Source organism: Zobellia sp. B3R18 (assembly GCF_018860715.1).
Classification (GTDB): Bacteria; Bacteroidota; Bacteroidia; order Flavobacteriales; family Flavobacteriaceae; genus Zobellia; species Zobellia russellii.
The window spans coordinates 1,481,735-1,499,214 of record NZ_JAHKQG010000011.1 but is presented as its reverse complement, the minus strand read 5'-3'; the positions used below and the strand labels follow the sequence as shown (position 1 = coordinate 1,499,214).

16 protein-coding genes are annotated in these 17,480 nt (G+C 39.2%); 3 read left to right on the top strand and 13 right to left on the bottom strand.

Features of this window, described 5'->3' with window-relative positions:
* Positions 1-7 precede the first annotated feature (7 nt).
* From KO513_RS12795 to bioA, 7 genes are all read right to left on the bottom strand, one after another.
* Positions 8-505: a DUF6646 family protein gene (locus KO513_RS12795; RefSeq protein ID WP_215913686.1), complete on the bottom strand. Its 498-nt coding sequence runs from the start codon at positions 503-505 to the stop codon at positions 8-10.
* 39 nt (positions 506-544) lie between these two features.
* Positions 545-1,405, bottom strand: coding sequence for a cupin-like domain-containing protein (locus tag KO513_RS12790; RefSeq protein WP_215913685.1), 861 nt, complete (start codon positions 1,403-1,405; stop codon positions 545-547).
* A 67-nt stretch (positions 1,406-1,472) separates the two neighbouring features.
* Positions 1,473-2,567, bottom strand: a complete 1,095-nt coding sequence (gene bioB / locus KO513_RS12785; protein WP_215913684.1) for a biotin synthase BioB — start codon at positions 2,565-2,567, stop codon at positions 1,473-1,475.
* A 139-nt stretch (positions 2,568-2,706) separates the two neighbouring features.
* Positions 2,707-4,143, bottom strand: a complete 1,437-nt coding sequence (locus tag KO513_RS12780) for a flotillin family protein (protein WP_215913683.1) — start codon at positions 4,141-4,143, stop codon at positions 2,707-2,709.
* 4 nt (positions 4,144-4,147) lie between these two features.
* Positions 4,148-4,726: a hypothetical protein gene (locus tag KO513_RS12775; RefSeq protein ID WP_215913682.1), complete on the bottom strand. Its 579-nt coding sequence runs from the start codon at positions 4,724-4,726 to the stop codon at positions 4,148-4,150.
* Between the two features lie 66 nt (positions 4,727-4,792).
* The gene (locus tag KO513_RS12770) at positions 4,793-5,977 is read right to left on the bottom strand and encodes a beta-ketoacyl synthase N-terminal-like domain-containing protein (RefSeq protein ID WP_215913681.1); all 1,185 of its coding nucleotides are present in this window, start codon (positions 5,975-5,977) and stop codon (positions 4,793-4,795) included.
* Positions 5,978-5,986: 9 nt separating this feature from the next.
* Positions 5,987-7,288 (bottom strand): adenosylmethionine--8-amino-7-oxononanoate transaminase, encoded by a 1,302-nt coding sequence (bioA, locus tag KO513_RS12765; RefSeq protein WP_215913680.1) that lies wholly within the window; start codon positions 7,286-7,288, stop codon positions 5,987-5,989.
* A gap of 76 nt (positions 7,289-7,364) precedes the next feature.
* Here bioA and KO513_RS12760 point away from each other — a divergent pair, with 76 nt between their 5' ends.
* Positions 7,365-8,987, top strand: a complete 1,623-nt coding sequence (locus tag KO513_RS12760) for a glycosyltransferase family 39 protein (protein ID WP_215913679.1) — start codon at positions 7,365-7,367, stop codon at positions 8,985-8,987.
* A gap of 7 nt (positions 8,988-8,994) precedes the next feature.
* On the opposite strand, the gene bioD is transcribed toward KO513_RS12760, so the two are convergent.
* Genes bioD through KO513_RS12740 form a run of 4 tightly spaced genes read right to left on the bottom strand, consistent with a single transcriptional unit; the run spans position 8,995 to position 13,758 of the window.
* Positions 8,995-9,612 carry a dethiobiotin synthase gene (bioD, locus tag KO513_RS12755; protein ID WP_215437411.1) on the bottom strand — a complete coding sequence of 206 codons (618 nt, stop codon included), beginning with the start codon at positions 9,610-9,612 and terminating at the stop codon, positions 8,995-8,997.
* 1 nt (position 9,613) lies between these two features.
* Positions 9,614-9,997, bottom strand: a complete 384-nt coding sequence (locus KO513_RS12750; RefSeq protein ID WP_215437408.1) for a putative signal transducing protein — start codon at positions 9,995-9,997, stop codon at positions 9,614-9,616.
* Between the two features lie 15 nt (positions 9,998-10,012).
* Positions 10,013-11,158, bottom strand: a complete 1,146-nt coding sequence (locus KO513_RS12745) for an aminotransferase class I/II-fold pyridoxal phosphate-dependent enzyme (RefSeq protein ID WP_215913678.1) — start codon at positions 11,156-11,158, stop codon at positions 10,013-10,015.
* A gap of 41 nt (positions 11,159-11,199) precedes the next feature.
* Positions 11,200-13,758, bottom strand: a complete 2,559-nt coding sequence (locus KO513_RS12740) for a toxin-antitoxin system YwqK family antitoxin (RefSeq protein WP_215913677.1) — start codon at positions 13,756-13,758, stop codon at positions 11,200-11,202.
* Between the two features lie 281 nt (positions 13,759-14,039).
* Between KO513_RS12740 and KO513_RS12735 the strand changes: the two genes are divergently transcribed.
* Together KO513_RS12735 and KO513_RS12730 are read left to right on the top strand one after the other, a co-directional pair.
* A complete protein-coding gene (locus KO513_RS12735; protein ID WP_215913676.1) occupies positions 14,040-15,845 on the top strand; it encodes a M61 family metallopeptidase in 1,806 nt (601 codons plus the stop codon).
* Positions 15,827-16,375: a GNAT family N-acetyltransferase gene (locus KO513_RS12730; protein ID WP_215913675.1), complete on the top strand. Its 549-nt coding sequence runs from the start codon at positions 15,827-15,829 to the stop codon at positions 16,373-16,375. Before KO513_RS12735 ends, KO513_RS12730 begins: the two co-directional genes overlap by 19 nt.
* A 171-nt stretch (positions 16,376-16,546) precedes the next feature.
* On the opposite strand, the gene KO513_RS12725 is transcribed toward KO513_RS12730, so the two are convergent.
* Positions 16,547-17,056: a hypothetical protein gene (locus KO513_RS12725; RefSeq protein WP_215913674.1), complete on the bottom strand. Its 510-nt coding sequence runs from the start codon at positions 17,054-17,056 to the stop codon at positions 16,547-16,549.
* A gap of 68 nt (positions 17,057-17,124) precedes the next feature.
* Entirely contained in the window at positions 17,125-17,403 is a 279-nt protein-coding gene (locus KO513_RS12720) for a F0F1 ATP synthase subunit epsilon (RefSeq protein ID WP_155601322.1), read from the bottom strand.
* Positions 17,404-17,480 lie beyond the last annotated feature (77 nt).

Below are 17,480 nucleotides of genomic sequence, written 5' to 3'. Positions count from 1 at the left end.
TATTCTTTTATAAAAAGTTGAAAACAGCCCCTATGTTAACCATGAATTGGTTGTGAAGCTTATCGGCAGGTTCCAAATCCTCAATTTTATATTTGGCAATAGGAAAACCTAATTCCGTATAAATTCCCAGACCGTCCGAGAAAAAGTAACGTGCACCCAAATGAAAACCAAAATTCTTAAGACCCAGGTCCAATCCCGGATAGATATCTACCTCATCACTAAGCCCCACTATATTTCCTAAATGCGCACTAAAACGGGCCTTTGTATCAAAACGCTCCCAAGTACTGGCAGAAACACTCTCATCAATACCCAAAAGATAGGTTGCCGTTGCGCCAATAGATATATTCTCACCCAATCCAAAATCATAAGAGGTCATAATTCCCGTGCCATGGCCTTGAAAATTGGCCCCAACCTGGAACTTTTGATCATCCCTACCCTCATAAGCCTGAGCCGATAGAAAAGTAGTTGTAAGAAGTAAGCAAACTGATAGAATGTAAAATTTCATTTAAAGTGTGTTTTTATGAAAAATGGATGCTCGAAAAAATTAATTGGACACTCTTTTAGAGGTTCGCTCTATGGCCTTTTGGTTTTTTCGGTCTATCCATTTCTGACCTTGTATTTTTCGCATTAAGATGTCAAAATTACGCATTATGAAAACATTATAAAGCCCCTCGGCAAAATTTATGGGGTTCTTTGGCCAAGACCTTAGACTCATAGAAAATCCGGGAGTTTTGTATTTCATATAATGCCAATATCCTTCGGGCATATATAGCACCTCACCATGATTCAATTCCGTTTTATAACCATTGGCCTTTTGCAAGGCGGGCCACTTATTAAAGTCCGGATTATCAAAATCTATGCTTTCATGGGTGATAAGCGAATTGGGCACCTTGTACAAATATTTAGTCTCTGAAGGCGCAAACAAGATACACTCCTTTTTTCCTTCAAAATGAAAATGGAAAATATTGGACATATCTATATCATAATGCATAAAGGTGTAGGAGTCCATCCCCCCAAAAAAGAGCATGGGCAACTTTTTCTTTAAGGTCAATCCAAAATCGGGAAACTCGTAATCCTTTTGAAGCTGAGGCACTTCCTTTAGTACATTCCAAAGAAAGATTCGGTATTTGGTAGGTTTGGCCTTTAGCAAATCAATGTATTCGGACATCTTCATTTGCGCATGCGGCTCATTAAAACCATCTTCATGGTTTACCGGGCGATCATCATAAAGAGGAACAGTTTTATCTCCTGCAACCTCCCGAATATAATCAAGGTTCCATTTTTTAAAAGCCGGCCAATTTTCTATGGCGCGTTCTATCACCACAGGTTTCTGCGGTTTAAAATACTGTTCTAAAAAATCTTCCTTAGAGATTGTTGATACCCTTGGAATAGCCGCTAATTTCAATGGAATTAAGGTTATGTATAGTTGGCAAATTTAATTAACCTTATGGAAATATTTTCTTAAAATTAACCTAATCTACCACTTTACTCTTTGCCTTAGCCTCTTCATTACGCTCAATGGTATGGCCCGGTCGGCTCCATTTAGGCTTTTCACCAAGAGGTTGCAACTTAGATTCCGAAGCCTCCACAGTTTTGGGTTGCGAAACTTTGGTAAACGGCTTTTGAGGATTTAATCCCAATAATTTGAACATTTCCATATCCTCGTTTACATCAGGATTTGGAGTGGTCAATAACTTGTCTCCCGCAAAAATTGAATTGGCACCGGCAAAAAAGCACATGGCTTGTCCTTCCCTGCTCATTTCCGTACGCCCAGCGGATAAACGCACTTGGGTCTCTGGCATCACAATACGCGTGGTAGCCACCATACGGATCATATCCCAAATGGAAACAGGTTCCATATCTTCCATTGGAGTTCCTTCTACAGCTACTAATGAATTGATAGGCACAGATTCCGGCTGAGGATTTAGACTAGCCAAGGCCACCAACATTCCGGCACGATCTTCAATTGCCTCTCCCATTCCTATAATACCGCCGCTACAAACTGTTACGTTGCTTTTACGAACGTTATCTATAGTTTCTAGACGATCCTCAAATGCGCGGGTAGAAATAACATCTTTATAGTAGTCTTCCGAAGTATCCAAATTGTGGTTATAAGCATAAAGACCTGCCTCTGCCAAACGGTGAGCCTGGTTTTCGGTTAACATACCCAGGGTACAACAAACCTCCATATCCAACTTGTTAATGGTACGTACCATTTCCAGAACCTGATCGAACTCTGGGCCATCTTTTACGTTACGCCATGCAGCTCCCATACAAACACGAGAACTACCGGAAGCTTTTGCCCTTAATGCCTGAGCTTTTACGTGCGAAACTTTCATAAGGTCGTTTCCTTCAATATCCGTATGGTATCTTGCCGCTTGAGGACAGTACCCACAGTCTTCCGGGCAACCGCCTGTTTTTATGGAAAGTAAAGTAGACACCTGAACCGTATTGGGATCATGATGTTTTCTATGGATGGTAGCCGCATCATAAAGCAACTCCATTAAAGGTTTATTATAAATATCAAGAATCTCTTCTTTGGTCCAGTTATGTCTAGTCTCGCTCATAGTCTTTTAAAATCTGGCTTCAAAAATAACCTTTCTAAATTTAGAATACCAAATAAGGCCAAATAATCATGCTTATAGAAATGAAAAAAGCCCGCTGACATAAATCAACGGGCGTTTATACTATAGATTAAAAACCGATTTATTCCTCTTCTTTTTCCTTATCCGAGTTAACAGATTTTACATCTTTGGCCTCGTTTTCATCGGCTACATCCTTGCCTTTCAAATACTCCGGCAACTGCATTCCGGCCATATTGAACATTTCCTGCAACGGCGGAACCGACTTATACATTCCAGAGATAAAATTAGCCGTTGAGCCTTTTCCATCTGCTGTCTTGGCTCCGGAATCCCACACCGTTACTTTATCAATTTTAATGTTTTTGATAGCTTCTGCTTGGGTTTTTACCAATTCAGGAAGCTTATCGGCCACTAATAACAATACCGCATCTTTAGGATTGTTGCCTGCAGCTTTTACAATTTCGTCAAGACCTTGTGCTTGCTTCGTTAAGATTTCGAACAGACCTTTTGCCTCGGCCTGTGCCTTGAACAAAATAGCATCTGCCTCACCTTTTGCTTTTCTACGGATCATCTCTGCTTCCGCTTCGGCATCAATCTCAACTTTCTTTTTGTCTATTTCCGCAGGAACTACAATATCCGCCATTTGAGAACTACGTACCCTTTCCGCTCTTGCAACTTCCGCATCTTTTTCTGCCGCATAGGACTCTTCCAGAGCTTTTGCCGCCTGTACTTTTTCCGCAGCAATTGCCGTTCTTTCCGCTTCCGCTTCCCTCTGACGACGTAATGAATCCGAATTGGCTACATTGATTTTTGCAATATTCTCCCCTTCTACAGCCTGTGCGTTTGCAGCTGCCACCTGTGTACGTTGATCCTGTACCGCATTGGCCTCACCAATAGAACCATCCCTATTTTTCTCCGCAACGGATTTTCTTGCCGCGTTAATAGCGTGTGCCGCTGCTTCCTTACCTAAAGCTTCTATATAGCCCGACTCATCTACAATATCCGTAATGTTTACGTTGATAAGTTTGAGACCAACTTTCTTTAATTCCGATTCTACACTCTGCGAGATATTGGTCAAAAATTTATCTCGATCCGAATTGATTTCCTCAATATCCATTGAAGCCACTACCAAACGTAATTGACCGAAAATAATCTCTTTTGCCAAATCTTGAACCTCTTGCATACCCTGCCCCAAAAGACGTTCGGCGGCATTTTGCATAATTCCCGGTTCCGTTGAAATACCAATGGTAAAACGAGAAGGCACATTCACCCTAATATTCTGCTTACTTAACGCGTTCACAAGATTAACCTCAATGGAAATGGGGGTTAAGTCCAAATATTCATAATCTTGGATCACCGGCCAAATAAAGGCCGCACCACCATGAATACATTTAGCCGAACTACCGGCACCTACTTTACCATACACCACAAGGATACGGTCAGAAGGACAACGTTTGTACCTTCTAATAAACGATATGATGATGATAAAAAAGAAAAGAATAGCAAAGCCAATGGCAAGCAACGAGGCGCTTCCCGCTAGCTGTAAGGGTATTAGTAACATTTGGTTATTTATTTAGGGGTTCAACAATTAAAATTCCGTTTGCGGTAACTTCTTTTACGATAACTACATTGCCTTGCACAAGATCTTCATTAGCATTGGTCAATGCTTCCAGTTCGCGCAGTGTTCCCTGCACATTTATACTTACTTTACCAATGCTCTTACGATTGGCTCCAATAGTTAAATACACCTCTCCTATTTGATTAAGGGCATTCTTAAATTTGAGAGTACCGCTGCTTTGTAGTTTACCCAAATAGTAGAATAAAGATGCCATGGCCAACATCATTAGCAAGCCACAAATGACCGATATGAGCACTGTAACAACTTTAGACATTCCAGCGTCCATACAGGCAATACCGGACCACCCGAAAAGAGTAAAAAAACCGACAAGATTTTTGAAGGATAAAAATTGAAAGTCAATACCGGTGTCCGCATCAATCTCTGCATCTACATCGCCATCTATATCATCTACCTCCCCACCAATAAAAGTTAATAATAGAAGGATAATGAGAATTACGGAGGCTACTAAGGCCGTTACCCAATAGATTTTCTCAAATAAAGTCATCATTTCGAACCCTAGTTCCATAAGCTAAAAGTTAGGTTGGCGATTAAAGATAAGAATAATCTTACCTTAAACTAATTCGAAAGCGGACTATACGTTACGAGACAATAGAATAGAAACTGCATTACCCCCAAAACCTACCGCATTTACCAAAACTTTACTAAGTTTCTTTGGTGTAGACGAATAGGTAACGAAAGGTACTTTTACCACCTGTTGGTGCTGCAACATCAAGACCGCCAATTCTATGCTTAACGCTCCCGAAGCTCCAAAAGTATGCCCTACTTTCCATTTATTTGTAGTCAGAAAAGGCAACTTGTTACAAAATACTTTCTCAATGGCCTTATACTCAGATATATCTCCCTTAATTGTTCCTGGTGCATGCATTACAATGGCGTCCACCTCATCAGGATTTATTTCTCCCAAAGCCATTTTCATGGAACTCTGAAAACACTCCGCATCCGTAGAGATAGAAATATTATGGCGCAAAGGCTCTGTGGCATACCCTACACCCTCAATTACGGCCAAGGTTTTAGAGGAAACTCCATTTTCCAAACAGATAACGGAGGCGCCCTCTCCAAGAACCATCATGTTCCTTTCCTTTTCAAAATCCAAAGCACGGTTCGGGAACTCATTCCCCTTATTGGTATCCGTATCCTTTTTGTATTGGGAATATATCTTTAGTGCCTTCATTTGGGCAATGGTAAAAGGCGTTAACGGGGCTTCGCTACCACCTACTAAAAATTTGTTTGCCATACCGCTCCTTAACCATGCAACGCCATTTAGAACCGCATGAAGTGCGGTAGAACAGGTTATGGAATGGGAAATTTCCGGACCTTGGGTCTTAAGGTCATGTGCAATCCACGAGGAGATATTCCCTAAGGTTGTAGTTGGTGAAGTGAGTGTTGCCGTTTTATGATTTTCCAAAAACTCTTGATGGTATTTTTCAAAAAGTGCCGTTGCCCCTCTTGAGGACCCTATGTTAATTCCAAAATCATCTCCCGCTTTCCATCCGGCTGTGGCAATGGCCTCTCTTGAGGCATACAAAGCGAAAAGAACGGAATCATCAAGGCTTTTATATTTATTGTCCGAATTTCTGAGTGCCTCTATCGCTTGTTTAGACTCATTGGACAAAGCGGCTATCCATTCCAACTCCTCTCCAAATTCATTTTGAATAAAAAAATGGTTGTCTTTAGAGTAGTTCGCCCAAGTTTCGCTGGAAGTTTTCCCTAATGGGGAAATTGAGCCTATGGCGGTAATGGATATTGGTTCTTTCAAACGGCAAGTTTAAATACTGTTCAATAAATCTTCTATGGTAGCATATATTTTTTGCAACTGCGCATCCGTAATCACATAGGGGGCAGAAATATAAATGGTACTACCAAGGGGCCGCAAAAATACACCATTATCCATAAAATGTTTGAACATTTGGTCACGTAAATTCCCGTAACGTTCCATTTTTACATTAAGGTCCAAGGCGTAAATAATACCGCATTGGCGGGTACGGGCTACTTTTGGGTGCTTTCTAATTTTAAGGTCGAACACCTGATGTGATGCGATTATGCTTTGAATTCTACCTTGGATATCCTGTGATTGCAACAGTTCCAGTCCGGCCAAAGCCGCAGTGCATGCCAATGGATTACCCGTATAGGTATGACCATGGAATAAACCTTTAGCCAATTCATCGCTATAAAAGGCATCATAAACCTCTTGGGTACAACTCGTAATTGCCATAGGAATCAAGCCCGCAGTCAAGGCCTTGGACATGCAAATTATATCAGGTTTGGTTTCAATATACTCTGAAGCAAAGGGTTTTCCGGTTTTTCCGAAGCCCGTCATTACCTCATCGGCAATGGTGAGCACTCCATGCTGTTTTAGAAGGCGTAAAATACGGTCTAGATTTTCGGCTTTGTGCATTTTCATTGCCGCAGCACCTTGTACCAAAGGCTCGTAAATGAAGCCTGCAATATCATTTTGTTTTAACCTCGTTTCCAACTGAAGTAAGATTTCCTCAATATTTTCATCCGTAGGAACGGCAACTCGCTCTACATCGATAAAAAATTCCTCAAATGGGCCGTTGTACACCGAAAGCCCAGAAACGGACATGGCCCCGAACGTATCTCCATGAAAACCTTCTTCAAAAGCAAGCATGGTCTTGCGCTTTCTACCCTGATTAAAATGGAACTGTAAGGCCATTTTAATGCCTATTTCTGTAGCCGTGGAACCATTATCGGAAAAGAAGAGTTTTTGTTGGTTTTTGGGCAAAACCTTTATCAGCTCTTCGGACAGTTTTACTGCAGGTTCATGGGTAAATCCGCTAAACACCACCTGATCTAACTTTTGCATTTGAGCATGCACCTTGTTGGTAATATACTCATTGCAATGGCCATAAGCACTGGTATACCAAGAGGCTATACCATCTATATATTCCTTTCCATTCTCATCGTACAAAACAGCACCTTTTGCCCTAACTATTCCTAACATGTTAGAATGCAGTTTATGCTGCGTTAATGGGTGCCACAGGTGTTTTTTATCTCTAGCGGATAGCGTTTCGGTTACTAGAGTTTCTGATGTATTTGCCTTCTTCATGATGCAAAGATGAGGAATTAAAACTTTTTTTTTGAAGTATTTTGTTGATCTTTAGCCCAACAAAATCTATAAAAACATGAAGTTTTTTGATACCGGATTTTTACACCCGACCAATACCAAAAACCTATACTTGCTATCGTTTTTAATAATTGTTCTCTACACGATATCCCTTTTTCACAATCTACACCTTGCTCCTCTATACACAGAAGAACCGCGTCGCGCCCTTGTAGCCCTAGAGATGCTGTTGAACAACAATTTTGTGGTTACTACCATTTTGAACCAAACTTTTTATGACCATCCCCCACTTTGGAACATTGTATTAGCGGGTAGCATTAAACTTTTTGGCTACAATACCTTTGCCCTTAGATTTCCTTCTGCTTTTTCATTTTTACTCACCGGTATTCTCTCTTTTTATATGGGAAAGAAATATGTTAATACCAAATTTGGCATTTTAGCCGCTTTCTATTACTTGGTATGTGCAGATATCTATTTTTATTTTTCCGTTACCGCAGAGATTGACATCTTTTATTCCCTCCTAGTGGTTCTAAGTATTTTTAGCATTTTTCACTTTTATCAACAACGGCGGTTTTTCCTTATGTTCGGTTGTGCCTATTTTTTTATTACACTTGCTTTTTTAACCAAGGGGTTTGCTTCCTTTGCTTTCATTATAATTACACTGGGCATTTATTTACTTTATAAAAAAGATTTAAAAAGACTTTTCTCCTGGCCTCACATTTTCAGCTTTTTATTATCGGCAGCAGCGGTCTATGCTTACTTCTACATCTACGGAAGCTATGAAGATTTGGACAGGTACGTTTCGGAAATGTGGGGCCTAACACAGCAGCGCACCTTACTAAGCGACAAATTTGACGGGATGATCAAACACCTTTTCTTTCTTCCTTTAAACTTTTTAGCGGTAATATTTCCAGCAACTTTATTTCTTTTGTTCATTTGGAAAAAAGAGCAAATACGCAACATTAAAGCAAACCCCTATTTGTTGTTCCTAACCCTTATTTTTCTTGGCAATTTTCTGGTATACTGGGTTTCGCCGGGAGCTAGAATGCGTTATACCTATATGTTCTTTCCTATGGTCATAACAGTGCTCACCTATCCTTTGTTTCTTCAACTTAAAGAAACCAATTGGAAACATAAAACGTACCATATCTTCTTTAAAGTTCTGATGATCACTACCTGTATTGCTTGCTTGGCTATTCCGTTCATTGGTTATTTTTCAATTATTCCACATCTAAAATACACCATGCCAATTTTTGGGCTAGTTGTAGCAGCAATATTTCTTTTTCACCATAAGACTATAGGTTATACCAAACACCTTTTTGTTATTGCTTTTATTGTAATGTGTAGACTGGTCTTTGACCATGTTGCCTTACCTCTAAAGGCATTGACCTCCTCCAGCGCACCGCACCAGACCTATGCAAAAGACATTCATAAAATTATTGGTGACGAAGCTCCGCTCTATGTTTTTACCCAAGAAGATTTGCGCACCCATATTCAGACACCTTTTAAACTCTACGCGACCGCAGCATACCTAGAAATGTCCCGTAAGGTCATTGTAACAAAAACCGACCAATGCGAACTGCCTGGTTACTATATATTTAACCAGCAAAATTTAGAAGACCGTACACCGCTATACAAATTTACAATCAGTGAAGTGGATATGGCCCTAGTGCGAATAGACTAAAAAGAGACTAAAGAGACTTTAGTGCAGACCTGAATTTATCAGCATATTTCTTAACAACGGCCTTATCAAAACTAGCCTCTTCATCTATACGACCAATGGCAGAAACACCGGTTTTGTGCAGAATAATATTTTCGGTTTCAGGATTAGAGGCTCCGCTAAAAAGTATGGACACATCGTACCCTTTTTGCTGCAACCAACCCACCGTTAAAAGCGTGTGGTTAATGCTCCCTAAATAATGCCTGGATACCACCACAACATGATAGGTGGGCATAATTATATCCAAGACCGTATCATTCTCGCTAAGGGGCACTAAAATTCCTCCGGCACCTTCAATAACAAGAGAATTATCCGTTTGGGGTTCAACAATTTCTAGTCGGTCTATCTTTACACCGTCCCTTTCTGCAGCAGCATGCGGACTCATTGGTGTTTTTAACTCGTAGCTACTTTTATGAATAACGGTCCGTTCATTGGAAATCAAGGACTTAACCTTATCACTATCCGTATTGTCCAAATCTCCGGCTTGTACAGGTTTCCAATAATCGGCCTCTAGGGCTTCCGCTATAATTGCCGAAGCTATAGTTTTTCCTACTTCAGTTGAAATTCCTGTTACAAAAATCTGCTGCATGCTATTGAGGTTTTGTTATCATGTTACAATGTAGGCATTTGTATTTTTTTTCCTCAAAAAATGGAAAAAGTTTATATAAAATTCCTTTTCTGTTATAATACACCTCTGATTTTTGCATTTTACAGTTAGGACACACAATCAAATTACCATTATCATCTATGGCATAGGCCCTAATTTCATTATAAATTTCTACAGCCTTTTCCCTATCTTCCGTGTAGACCTGTACTTTAACCCCGCCAATTGCATTACTGATCATTGGGTCTGAATTAAGTGTATATTCATCTTTCAAGAAAACAGATATTCCCTCAGATTCCAATTTTCCCTTTAGAATCTGAACATCCGCCGGATATTCAAAAGAAGCTATGGTATAAAATTTCTCTTTCATACTAGACCGTATCCATTACATTACCGTTTTGAGTAAATTATCTATCTCCTTTTCAGAATTAAAACTATGAAGACAAATTCGCAAACGTTCCTGACCTATAGGCACAGTGGGCGAAAGAATAGGCCTGATATCAAATCCCTTTTCTTGAATTGCCTTGGCCATATCGCGCACCTTATCGTTGCCTGGCACCAAACAACAATGAATGGCAGAATTACTGGAAATAAACTGCCCCTGCAATCCTGAGCTAACCAATTTACGGTTGAAATAAGATATGTTATGTTTCAATTTCTCCACCTCAACACATTGATTCTTAAGATGGCTGTAAGCCGATAAAACCGAAGCGACCGAATGTGGTGAAAGCCCAGTGGTATAAATAAAACTCCGAGCAAAATTCACCAAGTACGTTTTTAGCGAAGCACTCCCCAAAATAGCGGCCCCATGGCAACCCAAACCTTTACCGAAAGTTACAATTTGGGCAAAAGCTTCTTTTTGCAAATTCAATTCATGGAGCAAACCTTCACCTTGCTTCCCAAAGACCCCAACGGCATGGGCCTCATCAACAACGAGCCTACAGTTGTATGTACCACATATTTTGGCAAACCCAACTAGATCGGGCGTATCTCCATCCATAGAAAAAACAGATTCCGTTACCACATAAATTTCTATCTCTGGGTGATTACGACTTCGCTCTGCTTTACACCTTGCTTCTAAATCGGCAAGATTGTTATGTTTAAACTTGTAACTTTTGGCATTGCCCATTCGCATTCCATCACGAATACTGGCATGAATATATTCATCATACAGAACAACATCTCCTCTTTGGGGCACGGAACTAAAAAAACCAATATTGGCATCATAACCGGAATTAAAGACCAGCGCAGCTTCCGATTCGTGAAATGCGGCCAACTGCATTTCCAGTTCTGCGTATAGTGCGTGATTCCCGCTTATTAATCTAGAACCGGTAGCCCCATTTATTACGCCTGGCGTTTGTTTCAGGATATTTTGGGCAACATGGTACAGCTCGGGTTTTTGAGCAAGGCCCAAATAATCATTTGAAGAAAAGTCTACCCATTTTGCATTTGGCACCGGCAAATTGCGCATGGCGTTCTGCCGGGCCCTATCCTCAAGTTTTTGTATTAGTTTATGGGGCAGGTTTACCATACCCCAAATGTAAGCCGTTTAATTAAAACATACATATTTGATCAATACAGGATACCCTCGTTAAAATACTTCATTTCCAATCCTAGCTTTTGCGAGAAAAAAGTATGTTCTCCAAAATAAAGCCTTTCTTCGGATGAAAACAAAAGCTTATCATCTTCTCCGTAAATGGACAGTAGAAGGGCATCCCCTTTTTTATTGAGACTATAGTATGCCAAATTTTTATCGTTATACCCCTGTTTCAAATATACCGTTCCGCTCACAAGTTGGCCTTTATCGAAAACGGCTCTCGCCAACTCTTTCCCATCCATATCATATTTTACGACGCCTCCATTCAGCTGTCCTTGCCACAATTCAAAACTGTATTTTATCTTCTCTTCATTAGGAAAATACTTCTTACAGCTCACTATGCCATCCTTTGAATAGGACTTGACCAATAGGCCTTCTTTAGTTTTTATATCTTCTTTAAGCAGTTGCCCGCCTTTATAGGTTTGAATGGTATTTTTATAACTGGAAACTGATGTCCTCACGCCATCCATGGGCATTCCGTCTTTATACAGCATTTCCCCTATTTGCTCGCCATCCTGATCATAATATGTAGCTTTTCCATTTAATTTATCATTCTGGTAAATTTCTTTTGACAGCAAAACACCTTTATATGTAAAGGTTTTAAAAACGCCTTCTTTTTTGTCGTTCTTGAAGGTTCCTTCTGCGAGTAGGTTTTTACTATAATCCAACTTTTTGTAATCCCCAGATTTCTTGCCCTCTTTAATCTGAAACAATTCCCTTGAAATTGGGTCGTAATACTCACCGCTCCATGGTTTTTGATTCTTGAATTTTACTTCGGCAATTAATTTACCGTCCCTATCATAAAAAGATGCACAGCAATTAACATCCATGTTTTCAACCAGTACCGGATTAATACTACCATACTTAGCATCATTTCCGTAATCATATTTTTTAAAGGCGATTTGTTCTCCATTTTTGATCACCTCATATTCTTGAACCGCATCCGAATCTCCAAAAAATTTATATCGCGTTCCTTCCTTTTTTATATAATCAAAAGAACCCAAAACCTCTTCTGTTTTACTGTAGAAAGTCCCGGTTGATTCCACATACTTTTTATATAAAGTTTCGCTCTGTTTCTTGCCGTTACTATAAAACTTTATTTCCTTGGTTTTATAATAACCTTCTCCATCATATTCTTCTATTCTCTTAAAAACAGCAGAAGAATCTTCATTGATCTTTCTTTTTCTCCAGTAGGTTTTACGAATTAGCCCTCCGTTTTCATACTCTTCTATTCCGCTTACGGAGCCAATATTATAATCGTAGGTATAACGCTTACCCTCCAAAGGTTTTGGATATGAACTACTGTTTTCTAGCGCTAGCTCTCCCAACTTGTTCCCCTCCTTGTCATAATAGATTTCTATTTCGTTGGTTTTTTCAATTTGAACAATATCGGTCTTATAGAAAAAGATAATTTCCTTGATCAATTCTCCATTTTCATAAGTTCTTTGTCCCAATGAATTAATTTCCGTACCGTTCATGGGCTTATAGTTTTCATACTCCATCTTTGCCAGCTCGGAACCATCTTCTGTATAACTTACCTGAAGTATCTTTTGCCCATCTTTAAATTTATTTATTGCTTTTACCTGACCGTTCAAATAGTAATCTGCGTCCTCACTTATTTTACCATTGGTGTAAGTTGTTTTTCTAGCAATTTTATACTCATTTTCATAATTGTCCTTGTAGTTTCCGTAAGCAAAATTTATTAAGGTTCCGTTGTTGGGGATAATGCCATAAGCATCCATTTTATAGTTTATCCTACCCATCTCCTCTCCTTCCGGAGTATAATAAATATGGGCCAAATCCGGCTCCTTCTGAAAGAACGATCGGAGTTTTCCGTTGGGATAGTAAAAAGTCTGCCCCAATACCGTACCTCTACTGTAATAGTTAATGTTTTTAACTCGCATGGGGCCATACATATAAGTTACCTCTTCTCCTTTGATATTGCCGTTGACGGAAGTTGTTTTTTCCCCAATATATGTACCTCCTTCTCCATAATATTTTGAACTGAGCTCGTATATATCTTTGGTGCCAATACGCTCAAACCGTATACCGCCTATATCATCTTGATAGACGATTTCCTTTATGGTATCACCCGCCTTTTCCATATAGTACATACGGTCTCCATAACTTGTATTCCTTTTTCCCGATATAAATTGACCTTTGCTATATTTTGCCTTTAACTTATTCCCTTTTAAATAGGTTATAAAATCTCCTTCTAGGTAACCTTGCTCATAATCGCCTTTTTGATAAACAGAGCCATCTTCATTATACCATGTTACCTTACCTTGCCAAATGTCCTTTTCCGCGGATAGTGAAAACCCTTCCATTTGTCTCTTCCCGGACAGGTAAAAATCCTGCATATGAAACAACTCACCATTTTTCGTAACCGGAATTCTAAAGAACGAAGCACTATCTTTCACCGTAACCGGTTTCCAACTTTTATTATAGTAGATAGTGTCATTTTGGGCATGTACAACACTTATTGAAGCTATTACTAAGATGAACCAAGTGTAACTTTTTAAAGAATGAATCATAATGAGGTTTTTATTGACAACAAAGGTAAGATCAAGCATTTCTTAAGAACACCCCTTTTTCAGGGGTTTTATCTAAACGGAAAGATTATAGAATATCGTCCTGAACAATAACTAGGGTTATTTAAAATTTATTGTGAATGGCCTACACATACTGAAAAAAGTAATACCCCTCTCCTATGTATGCATTTGGTTGGTCACACAGGGACTAATCTTATATACTAAATTGAAATGTAGAGAATACACTCTTTAAATGGTATATTAGTGACATTAAATTTACATTAATGAAATTCTACCTTACGTCCCTATTGCTTACTACCATTAGTATACTTTTTGCCCAAACCAATAGCTATGAAATTTCTTTTGAAAACGCCATTCACCATGAAGCGGTTATCAAAGGAAGCTTTCCAGAGTTAAAAACGGATACGATCTCTTTTAGAATGAGCCGTACGTCACCTGGCCGCTATGCGTTACATGAATTTGCCAAGAACGTATATAATTTTAAGGCTACGGACAGTAAAGGAAAAACTTTGGAAGTTCTGCGCCCAGACCCCTACCAATGGCAAGTAATAGGACATGACGATCTTATTAACATAAGCTATACGCTCTTTGCTAACCGAGGTGATGGAACTTATTCACAGGTAGACGAAACCCACGCACACTTGAACATACCTGCAACGTTCATGTATACTCCTGCGCTTAATGAGAGAAAAATTAAAGTGGATTTCAAAGTTCGAAAGGATTTAGGTTGGAAAGTCGCCACCCAACTTCCTTTGGTTTCCGGAACAACCTATTCTGCCCCCAACCTCTATTATTTTATGGATAGCCCTACGGAAATCAGTAACCATTCCGTTCGTGAGTTTGAGGTAGAGGATAATGGAAAGAAGCAAAAAATACGTTTTGTATTGCATCATAACGGCACCGATGAAGAATTGGATGCCTATTTTGAGAACGTGAAGAAAATCGTTTTGGCGGAGAGAGATGTTTATGGAGAACTACCCGAATTCGATTATGGCACCTATACCTTTTTGGCCTGTTACATTCCCAATGCATCTGGTGATGGTATGGAGCACCGTAATTCAACTATACTCACCAGCACACGTAGTTTAGCAGAAGGAGGCATAAGTGGTAACATAGGTACCGTATCTCATGAGTTTTTCCATGCATGGAACGTAGAGCGCATACGCCCCAAATCATTGGAACCTTTTAATTTTGAAGAAACCAACATGAGCGGAGCATTGTGGTTTGCCGAGGGTTTTACAAGTTACTACACCAACCTTATACTTTGTAGGGCCGGGATTATTTCGCCCACAAAATATGTAGAGGGTATTAGCGGTACTTTTAATTATGTTTGGAACTCACCTGCACGCCAATTTTTTAATCCTATAGAAATGAGCTACCAAGCTCCGTTTGTAGATGCAGCCACTTCCGTAGATCCTGTTAACCGGGAAAATACTTTTATCTCCTATTACTCTTACGGGAGTATTTTAGGACTAGCGCTTGATCTATCCCTGAGAGAAGAAAAACTAAACCTGGACGATTTTATGAAACACGTCTGGATGCAATATGGTAAAAGCGAGCAACCGTATACCGTTGAAAACCTGCAAAAATCCTTAGCAGAATATGCAGGGAATGATATTGCTCAAAATTTCTTTGGCAAATACATCTATAAAAGCGAAATGCCCGATTACAATTCTCTTTTAAACTCCGTTGGTGTTGCACTCAAACAAAATCCGGAAGAACCTTATTTTGGGGCATCGGTTTCTTTAAATGGCGACGGACACGGTCAGATACAATCCAATCCCAAAATGGGCACTCCAGCATATAAATCCGGATTGAACAAAGGAGATATTATAACTCATATAAATGATGCCGGATTCCCGGACGGGCAACAGTTTAGCGCTTATATAGCAGGGCTAAAGGTTGGGGATACCCTAAACATTAAATTTACAAGCCAAGGATTCACAAAACAGACCAAACTTATTTTGGAAAGAAATCCGGATTACCATCTGCAACTAATGGAAAAAGAAAACATAAAACCTTCAAAAAAACAGTTGCGCAATAGACAAGAATGGCTAAAAGTAAATTAAAAGTGATTACCACTACAGTTACAACAGATAGTGAGCTAAAGCAAATTCTAGCGCTTCAAAAGAAAAACCTGTCCTCTACACTTTCTCCCAAGGAAAAGGCCCTAGAAGGTTTTGTAACCGTAGAACATACTTTTGAAGTTTTAAAAGCAATGAATGATGTATGTCCGCATATTATAGCCAAATCAGGTAGTCTAGTTGTTGGTTATGCCCTCTGTATGCATCCAAAGTTTGCAGATGAAATACAGGTTTTAAAACCTATGTTTACCCAAATAGAATCCGTTATTCCCAAACCAGAGAATTATATGGTTATGGGACAAATCTGCATTGATAAGGCATTTCGCAAGCAAGGTATATTCAGAAAATTATACGAAACCATGCAAACCGAAACAAGAGAAAATTTTAACTCTATCATCACTGAAGTAGATGCCACAAATACCCGTTCTTTAATTGCACATTATGCTATTGGTTTTAATGAATTACAAACTTATGAGTCCGCTGGGCAAAAATGGGTGATTGTTTTACTTCAATAAACTTTAAAAGTAAAGCAGTAGGCTATCTTCAAAATTGAACTATGACAGTTTTACTATCAACGTCTTCCTGACCGAAAAAAGTCAAGACCAGCGTATTTGTATAAGAAGCCAAAGGGTAAATCCTTGAACTTCTATTCTATGCCTTATTTAAAATATATATCCTCAAGAAAATCAATCAATTTCTATCCATTTTTGTTTATTAGCTTGGGTAGCATCCAGTAAACTTATCTGTAATTTTTGAGCCAGTACTTTGCCTTGTTCCATAGCATCCTTTTTACTTTCTAAGAGCGAGATATTAAAATGTTTGTTTCTGTTGTACCATAAATTAACCTCAAACTGAGCTTTTGAATTTTTAAAAACAGAAATGTACTCCAAGTTTTGAAAGTCCTGCCATTTCCCTTTCTTAAAAGGGCCTACCCTATAAACAGACTTGTAGCGATAATTGTCAAAGTCAAAATAATAATCCCTTGTTACGGATGACCCTAGTCCTCCCATAAATGTAATTACGGCTACCTCCAAAGCATTTACAGCACCTCTAACCTCTCTGGATTCACCGTATAAATCAATAGTGACCAAAAAACGATAGAAAAAATAAATAGCAGCGGTGAAAAACACAGATGCCAGTACCAGTTGCCAAAATGGACGGTTACCCCCTGAAATAATTACGTTGCTCTTAGCCATCTTTATAAAAACGAAAAAGCCATACGGTTAAGTATGGCTTTTTAATATTTATTGCACAGTGCAAATCTCTAATCGGCCAATACAATTACCCGATTATCACTCATTTCAACAGTTCCACTAGAAATGGGAAGTATTACCTTTCCGCTAGCGTCTTTTGAAAATTTAGAAGCATGTGCCTCATCTATCGTTATGTTTCCGTCCACACGAACATTACCTTCTTGAAGTAAAGAAACTATAGCAGCGTGACCGTTCAAAATTTGAAACTCGCCATTAACTCCCGGTACAGTTACCGATGTTACTTCGCCTGAAAATAAAGTAGCTTCTGGTGATACAATTTCTAAATACATCCTTTTTAGTATTGAGTAGTTAGTATTTAGCAATTAGTTCTGCACACACAGTACTAATTACTATGTACTGCTCCTAA

Coding starts and splice junctions, on each gene's coding strand:
- KO513_RS12795 (WP_215913686.1), bottom strand. CDS start 505: ATGAAATTTTACATTCTATCAGTTTGCTTACTTCTTACAACTACTTTT.
- bioB (WP_215913684.1), bottom strand. CDS start 2,567: ATGAGCGAGACTAGACATAACTGGACCAAAGAAGAGATTCTTGATATT.
- KO513_RS12780 (WP_215913683.1), bottom strand. CDS start 4,143: ATGTTACTAATACCCTTACAGCTAGCGGGAAGCGCCTCGTTGCTTGCC.
- KO513_RS12775 (WP_215913682.1), bottom strand. CDS start 4,726: ATGGAACTAGGGTTCGAAATGATGACTTTATTTGAGAAAATCTATTGG.
- bioA (WP_215913680.1), bottom strand. CDS start 7,288: ATGAAGAAGGCAAATACATCAGAAACTCTAGTAACCGAAACGCTATCC.
- KO513_RS12760 (WP_215913679.1), top strand. CDS start 7,365: ATGAAGTTTTTTGATACCGGATTTTTACACCCGACCAATACCAAAAAC.
- bioD (WP_215437411.1), bottom strand. CDS start 9,612: ATGCAGCAGATTTTTGTAACAGGAATTTCAACTGAAGTAGGAAAAACT.
- KO513_RS12750 (WP_215437408.1), bottom strand. CDS start 9,997: ATGAAAGAGAAATTTTATACCATAGCTTCTTTTGAATATCCGGCGGAT.
- KO513_RS12745 (WP_215913678.1), bottom strand. CDS start 11,158: ATGGTAAACCTGCCCCATAAACTAATACAAAAACTTGAGGATAGGGCC.
- KO513_RS12740 (WP_215913677.1), bottom strand. CDS start 13,758: ATGATTCATTCTTTAAAAAGTTACACTTGGTTCATCTTAGTAATAGCT.
- KO513_RS12735 (WP_215913676.1), top strand. CDS start 14,040: ATGAAATTCTACCTTACGTCCCTATTGCTTACTACCATTAGTATACTT.
- KO513_RS12730 (WP_215913675.1), top strand. CDS start 15,827: ATGGCTAAAAGTAAATTAAAAGTGATTACCACTACAGTTACAACAGAT.
- KO513_RS12725 (WP_215913674.1), bottom strand. CDS start 17,056: ATGGCTAAGAGCAACGTAATTATTTCAGGGGGTAACCGTCCATTTTGG.
- KO513_RS12720 (WP_155601322.1), bottom strand. CDS start 17,403: ATGTATTTAGAAATTGTATCACCAGAAGCTACTTTATTTTCAGGCGAA.